Origin of the sequence: Streptomyces sp. NPDC051662 (assembly GCF_040681655.1) — a bacterium.
Lineage (GTDB): Bacteria > Actinomycetota > Actinomycetes > Streptomycetales > Streptomycetaceae > Streptomyces.
Genome location: NZ_JBFAZD010000024.1, coordinates 1 through 16318, shown reverse-complemented (window position 1 = coordinate 16318; position 16318 = coordinate 1). Strand labels below are relative to the sequence as shown.

Annotated in this window: 20 protein-coding genes, 1 pseudogene and 1 riboswitch; of the genes and pseudogenes, 16 read left to right on the top strand and 5 right to left on the bottom strand. The window is 62.2% G+C overall.

What is annotated here, in order from left to right; translation table 11 throughout:
• Window positions 1–6 precede the first annotated feature (6 nt).
• Both AB0M67_RS31300 and AB0M67_RS31295 read left to right on the top strand, forming a co-directional pair.
• Entirely contained in the window at window positions 7–309 is a 303-nt protein-coding gene (locus AB0M67_RS31300) for a co-chaperone GroES (protein ID WP_051746386.1), read from the top strand.
• 22 nt (window positions 310–331) lie between these two features.
• A riboswitch (guanidine-III (ykkC-III) riboswitch) is annotated at window positions 332–396 on the top strand.
• A gap of 35 nt (window positions 397–431) precedes the next feature.
• Window positions 432–752 carry a multidrug efflux SMR transporter gene (locus AB0M67_RS31295; RefSeq protein WP_365750924.1) on the top strand — a complete coding sequence of 107 codons (321 nt, stop codon included), beginning with the start codon at window positions 432–434 and terminating at the stop codon, window positions 750–752.
• A gap of 29 nt (window positions 753–781) precedes the next feature.
• Here the strand turns inward: AB0M67_RS31295 and AB0M67_RS31290 are convergent, their stop codons facing one another.
• Window positions 782–3223 carry a transglycosylase domain-containing protein gene (locus AB0M67_RS31290; protein WP_365750923.1) on the bottom strand — a complete coding sequence of 814 codons (2442 nt, stop codon included), beginning with the start codon at window positions 3221–3223 and terminating at the stop codon, window positions 782–784.
• A gap of 251 nt (window positions 3224–3474) precedes the next feature.
• On the opposite strand from AB0M67_RS31290, the gene AB0M67_RS31285 reads away from it, so the two are divergent.
• From AB0M67_RS31285 to AB0M67_RS31235, 11 genes and pseudogenes are all read left to right on the top strand, one after another.
• Window positions 3475–4275, top strand: a complete 801-nt coding sequence (locus AB0M67_RS31285; protein ID WP_365751008.1) for an ABC-2 family transporter protein — start codon at window positions 3475–3477, stop codon at window positions 4273–4275.
• A 136-nt stretch (window positions 4276–4411) separates the two neighbouring features.
• Entirely contained in the window at window positions 4412–5242 is an 831-nt protein-coding gene (locus AB0M67_RS31280) for an ABC transporter permease (protein WP_365751007.1), read from the top strand.
• A 95-nt stretch (window positions 5243–5337) separates the two neighbouring features.
• Window positions 5338–5646, top strand: a pseudogene (locus AB0M67_RS31275) (ATP-binding cassette domain-containing protein); the annotation flags it as partial.
• A gap of 278 nt (window positions 5647–5924) precedes the next feature.
• Window positions 5925–6161, top strand: a complete 237-nt coding sequence (locus AB0M67_RS31270) for a hypothetical protein (protein ID WP_365750922.1) — start codon at window positions 5925–5927, stop codon at window positions 6159–6161.
• Complete coding sequence (locus AB0M67_RS31265) at window positions 6158–6670, top strand: DUF6879 family protein (protein WP_365751006.1); 513 nt, start codon at window positions 6158–6160, stop codon at window positions 6668–6670. Before AB0M67_RS31270 ends, AB0M67_RS31265 begins: the two co-directional genes overlap by 4 nt.
• 19 nt (window positions 6671–6689) lie before the next feature.
• On the top strand, window positions 6690–7538 hold the full coding sequence (locus AB0M67_RS31260; protein WP_365750921.1) for a helix-turn-helix transcriptional regulator: 849 nt from the start codon (window positions 6690–6692) through the stop codon (window positions 7536–7538).
• Window positions 7539–7723: 185 nt separating this feature from the next.
• Window positions 7724–8836 (top strand): radical SAM protein, encoded by a 1113-nt coding sequence (locus AB0M67_RS31255; RefSeq protein ID WP_365750920.1) that lies wholly within the window; start codon window positions 7724–7726, stop codon window positions 8834–8836.
• On the top strand, window positions 8829–9410 hold the full coding sequence (locus tag AB0M67_RS31250) for an exonuclease domain-containing protein (protein WP_365750919.1): 582 nt from the start codon (window positions 8829–8831) through the stop codon (window positions 9408–9410). Before AB0M67_RS31255 ends, AB0M67_RS31250 begins: the two co-directional genes overlap by 8 nt.
• Window positions 9388–10029 carry a dTMP kinase gene (gene tmk / locus AB0M67_RS31245; protein WP_365750918.1) on the top strand — a complete coding sequence of 214 codons (642 nt, stop codon included), beginning with the start codon at window positions 9388–9390 and terminating at the stop codon, window positions 10027–10029. The genes AB0M67_RS31250 and tmk overlap by 23 nt, the downstream gene beginning before the upstream one ends.
• Window positions 10030–10295: 266 nt before the next feature.
• Window positions 10296–10877, top strand: coding sequence for an ATP-binding protein (locus AB0M67_RS31240; protein WP_365751004.1), 582 nt, complete (start codon window positions 10296–10298; stop codon window positions 10875–10877).
• Between the two features lie 35 nt (window positions 10878–10912).
• The gene (locus AB0M67_RS31235) at window positions 10913–11158 is read left to right on the top strand and encodes a hypothetical protein (RefSeq protein WP_365750917.1); all 246 of its coding nucleotides are present in this window, start codon (window positions 10913–10915) and stop codon (window positions 11156–11158) included.
• A 140-nt stretch (window positions 11159–11298) separates the two neighbouring features.
• Here AB0M67_RS31235 and AB0M67_RS31230 read toward each other — a convergent pair whose 3' ends face one another.
• Entirely contained in the window at window positions 11299–11535 is a 237-nt protein-coding gene (locus tag AB0M67_RS31230) for a hypothetical protein (protein ID WP_365750916.1), read from the bottom strand.
• Window positions 11536–11920: 385 nt separating this feature from the next.
• Window positions 11921–12316 carry a hypothetical protein gene (locus AB0M67_RS31225; protein ID WP_365750915.1) on the bottom strand — a complete coding sequence of 132 codons (396 nt, stop codon included), beginning with the start codon at window positions 12314–12316 and terminating at the stop codon, window positions 11921–11923.
• Window positions 12317–12540: 224 nt separating this feature from the next.
• On the opposite strand from AB0M67_RS31225, the gene AB0M67_RS31220 reads away from it, so the two are divergent.
• The 3 genes from AB0M67_RS31220 (at window position 12541) to AB0M67_RS31210 (ending at window position 14235) form a co-directional block, all read left to right on the top strand.
• The gene (locus AB0M67_RS31220) at window positions 12541–13014 is read left to right on the top strand and encodes an anthrone oxygenase family protein (RefSeq protein WP_365750914.1); all 474 of its coding nucleotides are present in this window, start codon (window positions 12541–12543) and stop codon (window positions 13012–13014) included.
• A gap of 45 nt (window positions 13015–13059) precedes the next feature.
• Window positions 13060–13797: a helix-turn-helix domain-containing protein gene (locus AB0M67_RS31215; RefSeq protein WP_365750913.1), complete on the top strand. Its 738-nt coding sequence runs from the start codon at window positions 13060–13062 to the stop codon at window positions 13795–13797.
• Window positions 13798–13869: 72 nt separating this feature from the next.
• Window positions 13870–14235: a VOC family protein gene (locus tag AB0M67_RS31210; RefSeq protein WP_365750912.1), complete on the top strand. Its 366-nt coding sequence runs from the start codon at window positions 13870–13872 to the stop codon at window positions 14233–14235.
• Between the two features lie 139 nt (window positions 14236–14374).
• Here the strand turns inward: AB0M67_RS31210 and AB0M67_RS31205 are convergent, their stop codons facing one another.
• Together AB0M67_RS31205 and AB0M67_RS31200 are read right to left on the bottom strand one after the other, a co-directional pair.
• Entirely contained in the window at window positions 14375–14575 is a 201-nt protein-coding gene (locus AB0M67_RS31205; protein WP_365750911.1) for a hypothetical protein, read from the bottom strand.
• Between the two features lie 339 nt (window positions 14576–14914).
• The gene (locus AB0M67_RS31200) at window positions 14915–16063 is read right to left on the bottom strand and encodes an MFS transporter (RefSeq protein WP_365750910.1); all 1149 of its coding nucleotides are present in this window, start codon (window positions 16061–16063) and stop codon (window positions 14915–14917) included.
• Between the last annotated feature and the right edge of the window lie 255 nt (window positions 16064–16318).

Below are 16318 nucleotides of genomic sequence, written 5' to 3'. Positions count from 1 at the left end.
ATCCGGATGCTCCATGACCGTGTGCTGGTCAGGACGGACATCCCGGAGGGCGAGCGGCGTTCGTCCGGCGGCATCCTCATCCCCGCGACGGCGGAGGTCGGCCGGCGGCTGGCCTGGGCCGAGGTGGTGGCCGTGGGGCAGAACGTACGGACGGTGACGCCGGGGGACCGGGTGCTGTACGACCCCGAGGACCGCGCCGAGGTCGAGGTGCGCGGGGTGGCGTACGTCCTCATGCGCGAGCGCGATCTGCACGCCGTCGCGGCGGACCGGTTCGAGGGGTCCGAGGACTCCACCGGGCTCTATCTGTAGCCCTTCGCCGGGGTCTCCGGGGGTTTGCTACCTTGGGGGGACCCCGACGAGACGCGCCGTACCGGGACAAACGAAAGACGACGCACCTGTTGTCCGTGTTTTTCGTTGCCGGAGGTGCCGTCATGGCGTGGGTTCTGTTGATTGTCGCCGGTCTGCTTGAGGTCGGCTGGTCGATCGGGATGAAGTACACCGAGGGGTTCACCCGGCTGTGGCCGAGCGTGTTCACCGGCGTCGGCATCGTCGCCAGCATGCTGTTGCTGTCGCATGCGGCGAAGACACTTCCGATCGGTACCGCGTACGGCGTGTGGGTCGGTATCGGCGCGGCCGGTGCGGCGGTGCTCGGCATGGTGGTGCTGGGGGAGCCGGCGACCGCCGCCCGGATCTTCTTCGTCTGTCTGCTGCTGGTGGCCGTGGTCGGGCTGAAGGCGACCTCGGGCCACTGATGCGAGGCCGTGGCGCCCGGCCGCCGCTGTCAGGCGCCCGGCGCGTCGGACAGGGAGGTGCGGGCGCCCTGACCGTCGCCCGCGTCTCCCCTGCCGCCCCCGCCCGTGGCGCCCGCGCCCGTACTGCCCTTGGCCGACGCTCCTCCCGTGCCGCCGCTGGTCGCGCCGCCGCCCTCGGACCGTCCCGGTGGCAGGCCCTGGGGCTGACCTGCCGGCCGCCCCGCCGACTGACTCTGGCTCCGGCCCTGCTCGGAGCTCTGCGACCGGCCCTGGGCGGGGCCGCCGTCCGCACCCGGCCCGCCCTGGTCCTGGCCTTTCGTCTGTCCCGGGGACTGGCCCGGGGGCCGGCCCGGTGCCGCGGACTGGGCGGCTGCCGGGTGTGAGCCTTTCGGCTTGCCGGGCGGGCCCGCCTGCTCCTCGTCCGAGGACGACTCCTCGGAGTCCTCCTCCAGCCGCAGATCGAAGTCCCGCGCCGGGCTCTTGCGGAGAGCCGCGGCCGTGTACCGGCCCCAGATCTCGGCCGGCGGTCCGCCGCCGTTGACGCGCTCGCGGCCGAGCGCCCCGTACAGCGACTTCTGCGCGGCGGTCACCGGATCGGCGCCCATGACCGCGACGACCGTCGCCAGGTCCGGGGTGTAGCCGGCGAACCAGGCCGCCTTGTCCTCCTCCGCCGTGCCCGTCTTGCCGGCCGCGGGGCGGCCCGCGGACTGGGCGGCGGTGCCGGTTCCCTCGGCGACGACGCCGCGCAGCACGGCGGTGGTGGTGTCGGCGGCCTGACGGCTGATGACCTGCCTGACGTCCTGCTTCGGCAGGGCGACGTCCGTACCGTTCCTGGTGATGTTGTCGACCAGCGTGTACATGCCGTGCCTGCCGTGGTTGGCGAGGGTCGCGTACGCCTCCGCCATGTCGAGTACGGAGGCGGTGGCCGGGCCGAGCGCGATGGAGGGGGTCGCGGTCAGGTCGGGGGTGTTCTCGGGGAGACCGAGGGCGACGGCGGTCTTCCTGACCGTGCCGGGGCCGACGTCCTGCGCCATCTGCGCGTAGACGGCGTTGACCGAGTAGTCGGTGGCGGTCTGCACGGAGATGGGCCCGTAGTTGGTGTCGTCCTCGTTCGCCGGGGAGTAGTCGGTGGGGCCGTCGGGGCCCTCGACCATGTGCTCGTTGTCGCCGTCGTAGACGGTGTACGGGGTGATCGGTTCGCCGTACAGGGTCTCTGAGCCGTTCTCGACGGCGGCGGCGAAGACGAACGGCTTGAAGGTGGAGCCGACCTGGTAGTCACGGCGGGTCGCGTTGTTGACGTACTGCTTGGTGTAGTCGATGCCGCCGTACATGGCGACGACCTTGCCGGTCTTCGGTTCGATGGAGACGCCGCCGACCCGGACGACGCGGTCCGCCTTGCGGCCGGCTTCGAGCTGTGAGGTGACCTGCTGCTCGACGGCGGCGGTGAAGGCTTCCTGCTTCGCGCGGTCCAGGGTGGTGGTGATCCGGTAGCCGCCGGCGGCCAGGGTCTTCTCGTCGATGATCTTGTTGCTGGTGAGATGGTCCTCGACGGCCTGGACGATATAACCGCGCTGCCCGGAGAGCCCGGTGCCGGCGTGCCTGATCTTGCCGGGCTTCGGGAACTTCATCTTGCGGCGCTCGGCGGGGCTGAGCCAGTCCTCCTTGACCATGCCGTCGAGGACGTATTTCCAGCGTGCGACGGCGGCCCGCTTGTTCTCGGGGTGGAAGACGACGTCGAACTCGCTGGGCGCGTTGAGCAGGGAGGCCAGATAGGCGCCCTCCGCCGTGTTGATGTCCTTCACGTCCTTGCCGTAGTACGCCTGGGCGGCGGCCTGGACGCCGTACGCGTTACGGCCGAAGTAGCTGGTGTTGAGATAGCCCCGGAGGATCTGCCCCTTGGTCGCCTCGCGGTTGAGCTTGATCGCGATGAAGAACTCCTTGGCCTTGCGGACGATCGTCTGTTCCTGGCCGAGGTAGTAGTTCTTGACGTACTGCTGGGTGATGGTGGAGCCGCCCTGGGTGCCCTTGCCCGTGAGGGTGTTCCAGGCGGCGCGGACCATGCCCTGCGGGTCGATGGCGGGTTCGTTGTAGAAGCCGCGGTCCTCGGCGGCCAGTACGGCGAGCTGTACGGTCTTCGGCACCTGCGCGAGCTTGACGTTCTCGCGGTTGACCTCGCCGTCGCGGGCGAGCTGCGTGCCGTCCGCGTACAGGTACACATTGGACTGGGCAGTGGCGGCGGCGTTGGCGGGCGGGATGCTGACGAGCTTGTAGCCCAGGACGAAGCCGCCCATGAGGATGAGCCCGAAGATCAGTAATCCGCCGAACAGCGTGCGCCGGTTCGGGAGGGCGCTGCGCCAACCGGTGCGGGGACGCACGGGCCGCCCGGCCTTCCCGCCCGGCCGGCCGGGGGCGGAGTGGGGGGCCGAGGGGTCCCGTGGGGCCCAGCCGTGTTGCTGTGGCTCGTCGCTCATATCAGTGGAGACTCCTCGGCCGCGGACGGCGGTTCACTTCCGGCATAACGGTGTCGTACCAGGCGATTAGCGTTTCAAGCCCATGAAACGCTGTGTACTCACAGGAAACACGGACAGAACGGTGGGGCGCCGACAGCCGGATAACCGGTCGCGGCGGCCGGTCCCCGTGGGCTAGGGTCGTGCGCTTTGGTGCCAGGACGCCGACGACGCGCTGATGGAGTGGGGGAAATGGTGTGGGGGAGGGGACTGTGGTGCGGCTGTACGCAGTAGTGGCCGCAGGTGGGTTCCGCCGCTATGCGACGTACCGGGTGGCCACCCTCGCGGGCGTGTTCACCAACACCGTCTTCGGATTCATCATGGCGTACACCTATACGGCTCTCTGGGACGAGCGGCCGCACCTCGGTGGCTACAACCTCTCCGAGGCCGTCACCTATGTGTGGCTCGGCCAGGCCCTGTTGATGACCTGCGCCATGTTGGGCGGTGGCTTCGAGGACGAACTGGTCGAGCGAATCCGCACCGGTGACATCGCCGTCGACCTCTACCGGCCGGCCGATCTCCAGCTGTGGTGGCTGGCCGGGGATCTGGGCCGGGCGGCGTTCCATCTGCTGGGGCGCGGGATCGTACCGATGGTGCTCGGCTCGCTCGCCTTCGAGCTGGCGCTGCCCGGGGATCCGGGGACCTGGCTGGCGTTCCTGTTCGCCGTGGTGCTCGGGGTGGTCGTCAGCTTCGCGATCCGCTTCCTGGTCGCGCTCTCCGCGTTCTGGCTGATGGACGGCGCGGGCGTGGCGCAGATCGCGATGCTGGGCGGAATGTTCTTCTCCGGGATGCTCCTGCCGCTCAATCTCTTCCCGGGGGCGCTGGGGGAGGTGGCGCGGGCGCTGCCCTGGTCGTCGCTGCTCCAGGTCCCGGCGGATGTCCTGCTCGGCAAGCACACCGGGTGGGACCTGGCAGGGGCGTACGCGTTCCAGGCCGGCTGGGCGCTGGCCCTGCTGGCGACAGGGCGGCTGCTCCAGACCGTCGCGACACGGAGGGTGGTCGTCCAGGGTGGCTGACGAGATCGCCGCGGGCGGGACGGTGGGAGAGGCGACGGCCGGGTACCCGGCCGCGGGGGCGGCTGCCGATGGGAGTTCGGCGGTGGCTGCCGACGGGAGACCGGCGGTGGCTGCGGACGCGGGGTCGGAGGGGTGGATTCCGCGGGTGTCGCGGTGGGCCGCCCTGCGCGACGGGCTGCGGGCGTACGGCCTGATCGTGGCGATGTGGACGCGGTCCACGATGGCGTACCGCGCGTCCTTCGTGATGACGACGTTCGGGAACTTCGCGGCGACCGCCTTCGACTTCGTCGCGATCCTGCTGATGTTCTCGCACGTGGACGCGCTCGGCGGCTACTCGCTGCCCGAGGTGGCCTTCCTCTACGGGACGTCCGCCACGGCCTTCGGCCTCGCCGATCTGGTGCTCGGCTCCATGGACCGGCTGGGACGCCGGGTACGGGACGGCACGCTCGACACGCTGCTGCTGCGGCCCGTGCCCGTACTGGCGCAGGTGGCGGCCGACCGGTTCGCGCTGCGCCGGCTCGGCCGGGTCACCCAGGGGCTGCTGGTCCTGGGCTATGCCCTGCTCACGGTCGATATCGACTGGACGGTGACACGGGCGCTGATGCTTCCGATGATGGTGCTGAGCGGGGCGGCGATCTTCGCGGCGGTGTTCGTGGCGGGCGCCGCGTTCCAGTTCTGGGCGCAGGACGCCTCCGAGGTGCAGAACTCGTTCACGTACGGCGGGACGTCGCTGTTGCAGTACCCGCCGACGCTCTTCGCGAAGGATCTGGTGCGCGGGGTGACCTTCGTGGTGCCGCTGGCCTTCGTCAACTGGATCCCCGCGCTGTATGTCCTCGGCAGGGAGGACCCGTTGGGGCTGCCGGACCTCGCCGCGTTCCTGTCGCCGGTGGTGGCGGTGGTGTGCTGCGCGCTGGCGGGGGTGGCGTGGCGGGCGGGGCTGCGGGCGTACCGGAGTACGGGGAGCTAGGTCCTGTCCGGCGGACAGGACCTACTCGTCTAGGGGGTCGGCGTTGGGCGCGTACGTCGTACGGATGACACATAGGGAGAGGCGGCGGAGCGTTCATGAGTACGGATGACACGGGTTTCATCGAGCTTGACGGTGTCGAGAAGGTCTTCGACGTACGCCGTAAGGCCGGTCTGCTGCGCCGTGAGAAGCATCAGGTGCGGGCGGTCGACGGCATCAGCTTCCGGGTGCCGCGCGGTGAGATGGTCGGTTACATCGGCCCGAACGGCGCCGGCAAGTCGACCACCATCAAGATGCTCACCGGCATTCTGACCCCGAGCGGTGGCCGGCTGCGAGTCGCGGGCATCGATCCTTCCCGGGAGCGTACGAGGCTGGCGCACCGCATCGGCGTGGTCTTCGGGCAGCGCTACCGGAAACGATGTGCTGGACAAGTCCAGTGTATCGGCCGGTAGGCCCCTGTCGGCAGGGTCGGCGAGGTAGGGGAAAACCGCAGCTCACGGGCCGTATGCCGCGCCTGATGGCTGGCTGTGCCGGGCGCGGGAGCCTGGCCCCGTGCGACCGGCGCATGGTCCTGACAGTTAGGCGCGGGTAAGCAGGCGGCAATGCGCCCCCTTGACCCCCGCTTCCTGCTGGGCGCACCATGCCGGAGAACGGTTCGCTAAATTTCGAGCAACGGAGGCATGACATGCGTGCTCGGCTCCTTGGCAAAGACCCGGAGTCCCAGGAAGGCAACTCGCCTACCTTGTTCGCCACCGACCGTACCGACCGCAAGACCTACATCGCGCAGGGTTGGAAGGTGACGGACCCCCAGGTGCTTGCTGACGTCGGTGAAGTACCGGACCACGAAGCCCTGATCGAGATCCCGGAAGACGTGCTCAAGATGTACGCCCTCCGCTACTTGGAGCAGGAGGGAGGGCACTGAACCTGATCATCGGCCCCGAGTTCAGCAAGCTCTTCCGCACCTTCGAACACACAGCCTTTCGGCTGGAGACGCGCGACCACTACAAGTCTGACAACGAGTCGGAAGCGCTGCGTCAGTTCGTCGCGGGAGAGCCGGTTGACCTGGACTGGTTCCAGAACTGGCTGACCATGATCCGACAGACAACCGCCGAAGGTCGTCGCTTCATGCGCGTCCGGGTGGTGACGGTGCCGCTCACTGATTACAGCCGCTTCGGTGTGTTCTGCTCGGAGCACACCAACGCCGCAGGTGAGGACATCCGTTATCTTCGGAGGGATGACGCGGCCAGCCTGCCGGACTACGACTACTGGTTGTTCGACTCGCGCAAGCTGGTGCGGATGCACTTTGATGACGACGAGAACTTCCTGGGTGGTGAACTCATCGAAGATCCTGCCGTGATCGTGGCACACAACTACTGGCGTGATGCTGCCTGGCACCTCGCCACGCGACGGGACGACTTTGCCACCGAATAGAACGACCGGCATCACCAGCGTGCACGAGGCGCGTGACGCACTGGGCAAACGGCTCCGCGAGCTTCGCCAGCAGGCCAGCATGAGTGGTCGGCAGCTCGCGGAGTCGTTGTCATGGCCGCCCTCCAAGGTGTCCAAGCTGGAGAATGGTCGACAGACGCCGACGGATGACGACCTCCGTGACTGGACACGGGTAACTGACAGCGAGGGTGAGACGGAAGCCCTGCTCGCTTCGCTGCACACCCTCGAAATCCAACACTCTGAGTGGCAGCGGCAGCTTAAGACGGGCTTGAAGCCGCACCAGCAAGAGATCGCCAATCTGGACGCACAGACGCGACTCTTTCGGGGCTTCGAGTCCACTTTTATCCCCGGACTCCTCCAGACGGCCGAGTACGCGCGGGCCCGCTTCGCCCAGAGCATCACTGTGTTCAAGGTGCGCAACGACATCAACGAGGCGGTTGCCGCCCGGATGCAACGCCAACAAGTCCTATATAGGCAGGACAAGCGGTTCCACTTTGTGCTGACCGAGGCAGCGCTCCGGTACCGGTTGTGCCCACCCGAAGTCATGCTCGGCCAGCTTGATCGGCTCGTCTCGCTCGCGTCACTACCGAACGTGAAGCTCGGGGTCATCGGGTTCGAGACCGCGTACGTGGTCGCGCCCGCTCACGGGTTCTGGCTGCTCGACAACGACCGAGTGATGGTCGAGACGTTCTCTGCTGAGCTGAACCTTGCCCAGCCGCAGGAACTCGCCCTATACAGCGGCATCTTTGACTCGTTGGCAGCGGTTGCAAGCTACGGCCGATCGGCACGAACGATCATTAATCGCGTCGTTGACGATCTTGCCTCCGAAGCTTCGGAGAGTGGCGAGTAATTTCGCACCAATTCACTAACTTGATGCGTTGCTAGAAATACTGAGAAACTTTCTGGCTAAGCGGAACCGGCACCTCTACGCTCCCAAATGGAGCGCGTAACTACGCGCTCCATCCGTCCTCGGACATGGGAGGTCGTCAGGTGCCTGTCTCAGTACAGCTCTTAACGCGCGATCAGATAGAGCGGATGCCGGAGCGTGCTCGGGAAGTGGTCGAGTACCGCAAAAGTGGCCTCAGCCTGAATCACATCCAGGGGTGCCCGCTCGACTGCGCCTACTGCATCCGCCACACCTACGGCCTGTGGGATGAGCGCGTGCCGCGCGCCCTCATGAGCGACGCCGAGGCGGTGGAAGAACTGGTCAATCACCGGTACTTTCAGCCGCACGTCACGCCCGTGCAGGTGTTCAACCGCGCCACTGACCCGTTCTTGCCGGTGGTCCGGCCGCACACCTTCGCCGTACTGGAAGACCTGGACGCACGGGAACTGACAAACCACGTACTCGTCATCACCAGGCATCAGATGAAGGCCGAGGACATCGACCGACTCAACGGGCTCCGACACGTCAAGGTGACACTGCTGTTCACCTACTCGGGTATCGACAACAAGGACATCGAGCCCTACCCGTCACACGTTGCGGCCGAGTCCTTACAGCTCATGAGCGAGCCGCGGGAACGCCGGTACCGCACGGTTCTCTACTGGCGCCCGCTGGTACCTGGCCTCAACGACTCACCGCAACATCTCGACCAGGCGTACGAGCTGAGCAAGCACGCCGACGCGACAGTCTTCACGGGGCTGTTCTACCGCGACCAGATCGCGAAGTACTACCGGGAAAACAAGCTCCCCGAGCCGTACGAGGAAACCGCCCGGCGCAAGATCGTGCCTGAGACGCTGGAAAGTCGCGTCCTCTCAACCTTCGCCGGCAGCGACTCGTTGTTCCGTAAGACCTCGTGCGCCGTGGCCTACGCCCATGAACTGCCGGACTACAACGGGCACTACGGCATCGGTGAAATCTGCGACATCTGCCCGCTTGCGCAGCTCAACCGCTGTAAGGACGCACACAAGGTTCCCGCAGCGCAAGACGTACGGCAGGTCGCCGGTTCCTTGCCCGAGGCGAGCGGCCTGGTGGTCGTGGACATCACGGAGCAAGCAGCCATCGTCTCCGGACTGGAGACTGAGCAGCCCCGTTACTACCTGCAACACTCGCTCGGTTTCCAGGTGCACGACGTACGGCACCCGCACCGGGAACGGCGACACGGCCGCGCAGACATCGGCTGGAAGGACGGCACGCAAGATGGCTGACTGGACGGATCTCTCGTACGTCGTCGTAGACGTAGAAGGCAACGGACAGCAGCCGCCCGACTTGGTCGAGCTGGCCGCCGTGCCGATCGTCGGTGGTGTCATCGGTGAGCCATCGAGCTGGTTGGTTCACCCGGACAGGCCGATCACCTCGATGGCGAATCGGATTCACGGCATCAGCAACGGGACGGTTGCCAAAGCTCCGGTGTTCAAGGACATCGTCGTTGAGGTGTTGCAGGCGTTGTCGCATCCCGCGCTCGTCGCCCACAACGCCCATGTAGACGTGAAGGTTCTCCAGCGCAAGATGACCGGCTGGGAGTGCCCGGAGGTCTTCGACACCCTCAAACTCGCCCGGCGGTTTGCGCCCGACCAGATGAGTTTCCGGCTCGGGTCGTTGGTCGAAGCGTTTCAGCTCGCCGAGGGCCTGCCACATGACCTGCGCCCTCACCGCGCCACGTACGACGCGCTGGTTACGGCACGTCTATTCGTCCGGCTCGCCACCGCGGCCGGCTCGCTGGAAGAACTGCGCAGTCTTCCGCCTGGAGGGAGGGGTGATGAAGCTCCGTCCCTTTTCTGACCACGACCGAGGCATGTTCGTCAGCGTCGATGGCCCCAGCGGTGCCGGTAAGAGCACGATCGTTCACCACTTGGCGCAGATGCTCGTGGCCGCAGGCGAACAGGTGCACATCACCGCCGAGCCGTCCACCGGCCCTATCGGCCAGCTCTGCCGAGAGTTGACCGAGACGGTCACCGGTCACGCGCTCGCCTGCCTGTACGCGGCGGACCGCTACCACCACGTCGAGACGGAAGTCCGCAAGTACACCGAGGCGGGGCAGACAGTCATCAGCGATCGGTACATTCCGTCGGCGCTTGTCATGCAGCGGTTCGACGGAGTGGACCCGGCGTTTCTCTGGAACATCAACGCCGAGGCTGAACGGCCCGACCTCGCCGTGATCCTCGAAGCTGATCCAGAAGTCATCTCCGAGCGACTGCACGAACGCGGGGCGCATAACCGTTTCCAGCTCTCACCGGGCAGCAGTCACGCCGAAGTTCACTTCTACCGGCAGGCCAGGGAGCGCCTGGTGCAAGCGGGCTTTGATGTCCTGCGGGTGGACTGCAACCAGGGGCCGCCGGAGAAGTCGGCCGCGTTCATCCGCGACCGCCTGTTGAGTTTCTTCGCACCCGGCGACGGGTGAGCAGGTGTGGCCGTAAACGACACTCCTCAGCGTCCGGCCACCGAGCGCGATGAACGCAACACACTCGCCACGGTGGTCGTGAACGAGCACACCAACGACCACGGCCTGTGTGCCGTGTGTGGCTGTGCTTTCCCGTGCCAGCAAGTCGCCCTTGCTAGGCACCTCCCAGCGCGCTGAACGCGCACCCAAGACGGTCGAGCCAGTGGCGGTGACGTCGTACCCGCCACTGGCCCGACCTCCAGCACGGAGACGCCGCCGTGAATCCGATGACCGCTCGACCTCCGTCCCTTCTCCTTGTTTCGAACCTTCAACTTGCTGCCGTGCTGACAGCGGTGAGCTGTTCGCGGATGTATGTCCGGCGCACGCTGGACTACTGGAAGTTGCCGGATCACATCGACGCCGCCGAACTGGTGATGAGTGAGCTGGTGACCAACGCCGTCAAGGCAACCGGCCTCACCGACGCCGAGCCCAAGTGGGAAGACATAAAGGCGCACCACATCATCGGTGTGCAGCTTCGCGTCATCGACACGCGGCTTTACGTCGAGGTGTGGGACAACAGCGCGGTTGCTCCCACGAAACAAGACGTCACCGATGACGCGGAAAGTGGTCGGGGACTTCTCCTGGTCGAGCTGTCGAGTAGAAGATGGGGCACCTTCCGGCCGCCGGCTGGAGGAAAGATCGTGTGGGCTGAGTTGGAGCTTTCCAAGTCGCCCTATCCAGACACTACGTCCCCCGTTCTTCCGAAGCGGATGCCGGGGACTGGTCGCCTGCCGGAGGGTGCGCCCGTCGCGTTGGTGGAAGCAGCCCTACTTGAGCGCGTGCTCGTCGGGTTGCGGGATCGACTGTGACAGCTCCAGAGATCTCCCGTGGCGAAGGAGGATAGATGGGCAACGTCCAGTCGTTTCGGTTCCGCGACTACAAGATCCGCTCGGATTCTCTCAGTGAGGCGACCTACGCGGCTACGTGCGTCTCGGGTGACGAGGCCGATTGCGACGCACAATCAGGCGAAGAAGTCGAAACGGATAAGGTTGAACGCTGGATCGCGGAACACGTACGGGATACCGGTCACCAGCGCTACCGGCGAACGATGGCCGATTACGTCACGGCCGAACCTGGCGCGTGGCGGTGACTTGACCAAACGTAGCGACAATCCCCAGAAACGAAGAACACCCCGCATCCACAACGGACACGGGGTGTTCTTCGTTGTGATGCAGGGTGGGGGGTGTCGAAGGAGAGCGCTCAGCGCTCCGTGGTTGGAGGAGCTTCGCCCTAGGGGCGCGGGTGCGGGGCGGACGAGTCCTTGAGATAGTGCTCGGGGATCTGGTCGTCCGGAATGGACGTGCCCGCCGCGATGGCGTCGGTGTCGTTCATCATCTGGATGACGAGTACCACTCCCGGCGACTGCTTGAGGTCGGTCGCGCATGCTCCACGGGCCGCCTGCCGGACCGCGAGGGCGGTCTCGATGAGACCTCGCGCGCCGGGGCGCCTGGGCTGTTCTTCTGACATATTGGTTTACCTCTTTGGCTCGATTCGGGTGGGGCACGCCACCGGCTTTTTTGAAGTGGGCGGGGTGCCATACCCGAAGAGTTGAAAGAGCGGGTGCTATCGCCAAATGCGATTGTTTCTATTTATAGCACAATTCACGAAGAATATCAATAGCGGTCATCCATTGTATTTCACACGTCGACAGCTTACCTGTGAAAAAGCCAGAAATCCTCTGGGTCAAATTGCGTTAGATAGTTTCGATCAAAGCTCGGTGGCCGGCTGACGTTTGATAGCCCGCTCCTAAAGGCAAGTCTCAGAAACGAAGAACACCCCGCATCCACAACGGACACGGGGTGTTCTTCGTTGTGGTGCGGGGTGGAGGGGGGTGTCGGGATCGGTCGTCGTCCTAGCGGAGACCCCGTATGAAGTCGTCCGGGTCCGGGAACTCGGGGGAGACCTTGACGGTCACTCGACCGAGTCCCCACGGTGTGCCGATGATGTAGCCCTGCACGGCCCAAAGGTAGCACCGTGAGGTCTCGCTGTGTACTTGACCCTCGAACACCCAGTGCGGGGAGAGGTAGAACTTCCACGACGGGTTCGGAGGAACGAGCCGGGCTCGTGCTGCGGATGCCTCGTCGTAGATCTTGCGCAGCATCGTGATGGAAACTTGGACCGTCTCCTCCGAGGAGATCGCGATGGGCACGGTCTTCAGGAACTCCATCGAGCTTTCGCACATCGCGGTCGCGAGTTCCTTCATGGTGAACTGCGGAAGTGACTGGAAGGCGATAACTTCTTCCGACATATGATTGCCTCTTTGACTCGATTCGGGTACAGCACGCCACCGGCTTTTGTAAGTGGGCGGGGTGCTGTACCCGAAGAGTTGAATGGCGGGTGCTATCGCCTGATTGCGATTGTTTCTATTTATAACATAATTTGCGTAGAATATCAATATCTGCGAGGGGATTTGCGATTGACGCCATCTGTTATAAACTGGAGCGAGTAAACATTTAAACGGAACAAAAATACATGCTTGACACTCTTCTTCTTATCACTGGACTACTGACCGCGTTGACCGCCGGCATCTTCTTCGCCTATTCGGTTTCGGTAAACGGAGGACTTCACCGTCTTAAAGACGGTGAATATATCCGCGCCATGCAATCTATCAACGTGGTGATCCAGAACCCCTTGTTCTTTCTGGCCTTCATGGGACCTGTCGTCCTGCTACCTCTTGTTGCGTTCATGCACGGCGTCGGCTCAAATCAATTCCTAGACCTCATCGCTGCGAGCGTTATTTACATCATCGGCTCCTTCGGCCTCACCGCGTTCGGTAACGTGCCGTTGAATGACAAGCTTGCCAAGGTAGACAGCGAGCGCATGAGTGATGCGGAGCTGGCTAAAGCGCGTGCAGCCTTCGAGAAACCTTGGAACGTGCTGCATGAGATACGAACGATCGCTTCGGTAATTGCCCTCGCTCTTGTCTTTAGCGCATGCCTTCTTTAGGTGGGCCGGTCGATGTGGAGTGGCAGACGGTTTGGAGGCGTGGGAGTGAGTACGTATAAGCCCTTGCAGTTAGGTATCCCCGTTCAACTTAAGCAAGACGTGATCTATAGTGAGTTCTATCCTCGCACCGAAAGCCCGGTGTATTGTTTCTGGTCGCTAGAAACACGCGCCTTGCTCAAGGATGATTTCCGCTATCTGGTTCTTCCCGATGCATGTGTAGATATCGTTTTCGATGTCAGCCACATTCCGGCTTTCGAGGGCGCGTTGATTATGACGCCTGACGTTACCGCATCGACGCTTACTTTGGGTCGGAGCTTTCAGTATGTGGGGGTTCGTCTACTGCCGGGCACTTGGCAAAGACCTCTACATGATGTGGTGGGCCACGCCTTGGAGGCTAACGCCTTGATGAACTACGATTTTCGCCGCACACGCCAACAACTTCTGGCCGCTATGCCAGACGAAAGAGCGTCGATATTGAATGACATGGTTGTCAGTCTTGAGCGATGTGGGCTTATCGGCGCAACTCCATTGCCAAGCAATGCGCTGGCCTATCAAACCGTTGAAGAGTACACCCGACTGTGGAGTGTAAGCCGACGGCACACGCAGCGTCTATTCCAAAGGCGCTTCGGCTATGCGCCGCATGACTTCATTAAGATTATCCGCTTCCAACGATCACTGAGACAGGGCTCGTTCGAAGCTTATGCTGATCAGCCCCACTATAGCCGTGAGTTCAAACGCATTACTAACTTGACGCCACGCGAATTTCAAGCCACGTACCGTTAGATGTCCGATCCATTCAATACATGGCCGGACTTAGGCGTTACAATGTAGTCGTTAGTAACAAATAGGAGCGTTATGAAAAAAATCTATCCATTACTTATCACCGACAACATCAAAGAGTGCGCCGACTTCTATGTCGAACACTTTGAGTTTGAAAAGGTATTCGAGCAAGACTGGTACGTCCAACTGGTGCACAAAAGCGGCGCCGAGTTGGCCTTTATGGTACCGAACGCGGAGAACCAGCCTAAAGAACTGCACCCCGCCTTTGGCGGCAAAGGTCTGGTGTACAGCTTTGAAGTCGCGGATGCCAAAAAGGAGTACGATCGACTTAAGGGCAAAGTTGATATTTTCTTTGATTTGAAGCTTGAGGAATGGGGCCAAACACACTTCATGCTCACCGGCCCTGCTGGCGAAGTCATCGACGTTGTACAGCAATCCTAAGGCGTGTAGCACGCGATTCGCGTCAGAGTAATTGACGTCTGCAACGCGCGACTAAGTTCTTCCCCTGGAATGGACTTGACCCCGGAGCGCTGGGCTTCCGGGGTCGGGGATGTGATGGTGGCCGTAGAGCCTGCGTGGGTTACTTCTGCTCGCTCTTCTTGAAGTCGCGGTGGAACTGGATGGTTGCTCCGAGAGCAACCAGGACGCAGGCCCTGGTGGTCAGGGATGCAGACCCGTCCTGCTCCAACTGCTCGAAGGCGTCCAGGAGCGTGATGAGCAGTCCCGCTACGGAGAGGAAGCAGGGCGCTGAGCGCCGCACCTCACGCATAAATTCCTTCACAACGTTCTCCTTCAACAGGAAACACCTAAAACCGAGGTGATCGGGTTCAACCTGATGCAGGCGAACGGTGTGAAGATGAAGCTTGTTCATCTAGAACTAGTTAAACATTAAATGATCATTTTGTCAATGGTGATCAGTCGTTTCAAGGCAAACGCAAGCGGTTTTCCCCTGTAGAGGAGATCGACATCCTGTACGGTCAAAGCGCGTTAATGGTGCAGATCAAGGCTCCGTGGCCGGCACGAGCTTGATTGCCCGCATCTAAGAACTAGCCCCAGAACGAAAGAACACCCCGCGACCGACAACGGACACGGGGTGTTCTTCGCAGGAGTGCTGCGTCAGTTAAACGCCGCGTGGCTGAGCATTGCGTGAACGTAATGCCAACACCCCAAACAACACCGCAGCAGCGACTTGCAAAAGCGCCAGGATATAAAACACGTACGAAACATTCGCTATAGCTGCGATACTCAGAAGTGGCACTGAAACAATACTGTACCCTTGGCGCACAAAGCTGGCCGCCGATAGGGAAGAAGCTCTCCGCTTGCTACTTGCTATACCTTGGAGGTAGTTTGATTCGACAATGCGGTAGACGTTTTCAAGGAACGAGTAAAGAAGAAATCCGACGATCACCAAAAACGCAACCGACGAAGCAATGAGCATGAAGCTTATTGTCACCAGAGCGCCAATAGCGACGATTTCTTTTTTGGGTGAGAACCGCTGGTGCCTGCCCACGTAAGCACCGGCGAGGGATGCAAGCTTAAATGCTGCAAACAGAAATCCAAGGTCTTCGACTTTGAAGCCCGAGTTGATCATTTGAGGTTGCCAAAATACACGCCCGGCTTCGTAGTATATGGCCAATGCTACAAACAACAGAACTAACGGTGCGTGTTTGCGAACTAATGTCAAAATCCGCTGCCTCTCCCGAGTCTTTTGTGGGCCCTCGGAGATGGCCGTGTTTCCTTTGTCCTTAAGAATGATCCAGCTAACGATGGCTGTAACAAAAACGAATCCTGAGGCGGCGATGAATACTGACTGTAGACTAAAAAGTGAAATCAGAAGCGGTGTTGCGAGCAAGCCTAAAATCGTTGCCGCTTCATCGACCACGTTGACATTACTGAACGTTTTTCTGTAGTTGTCACCGGATTGATTCTCGTAGATATAAGCTTCTTCCGATCCGGAGGAAAGCGCGAACCCTACAGCGAGCAGTATGGCCGCAATTAAAAATTGCCAAAAGTCATGAGAAAGAGCGAAGACTAAGAATGAAGCTGCTTGAAAGATATTCGCGCCGATCAACGTAAGCTTCCGGCCGAATCTATCGGATATGAACCCTGTCGGAATATCTATGAGTAGCCCTAGGGTCAAAGCTAACGAGTCGATGATAGCGATTTCCGGAAGCGTCATCCCCTGGGCGAGCATCCAAACAATACTCACTGATATAGTGAGCCCGAAAGCAAAGTGCTCCAAGAATACTTTAATCAAATACCTCTTCATGCTTCAACTAGTATTCTACATTTCAACGAATTCGTCCATGTTTTATTTTCCAGATGTGTTTCACCCTAGCCCTGCCGTCATTTTGAAGTAGGAAATCCAGCGTTAGCCTCATCAACGAAGAACACCCCACATCCACAGCGGACGCGGGGGGGGGGGGGGGGGGGAGCACTCAGCAAAAACCGGGCCGGGAAATAACATGGGCGGAGATGCCGACACGCGGGACCCCCCCCGCCCAAAGAAGACTGAGCAAAACCC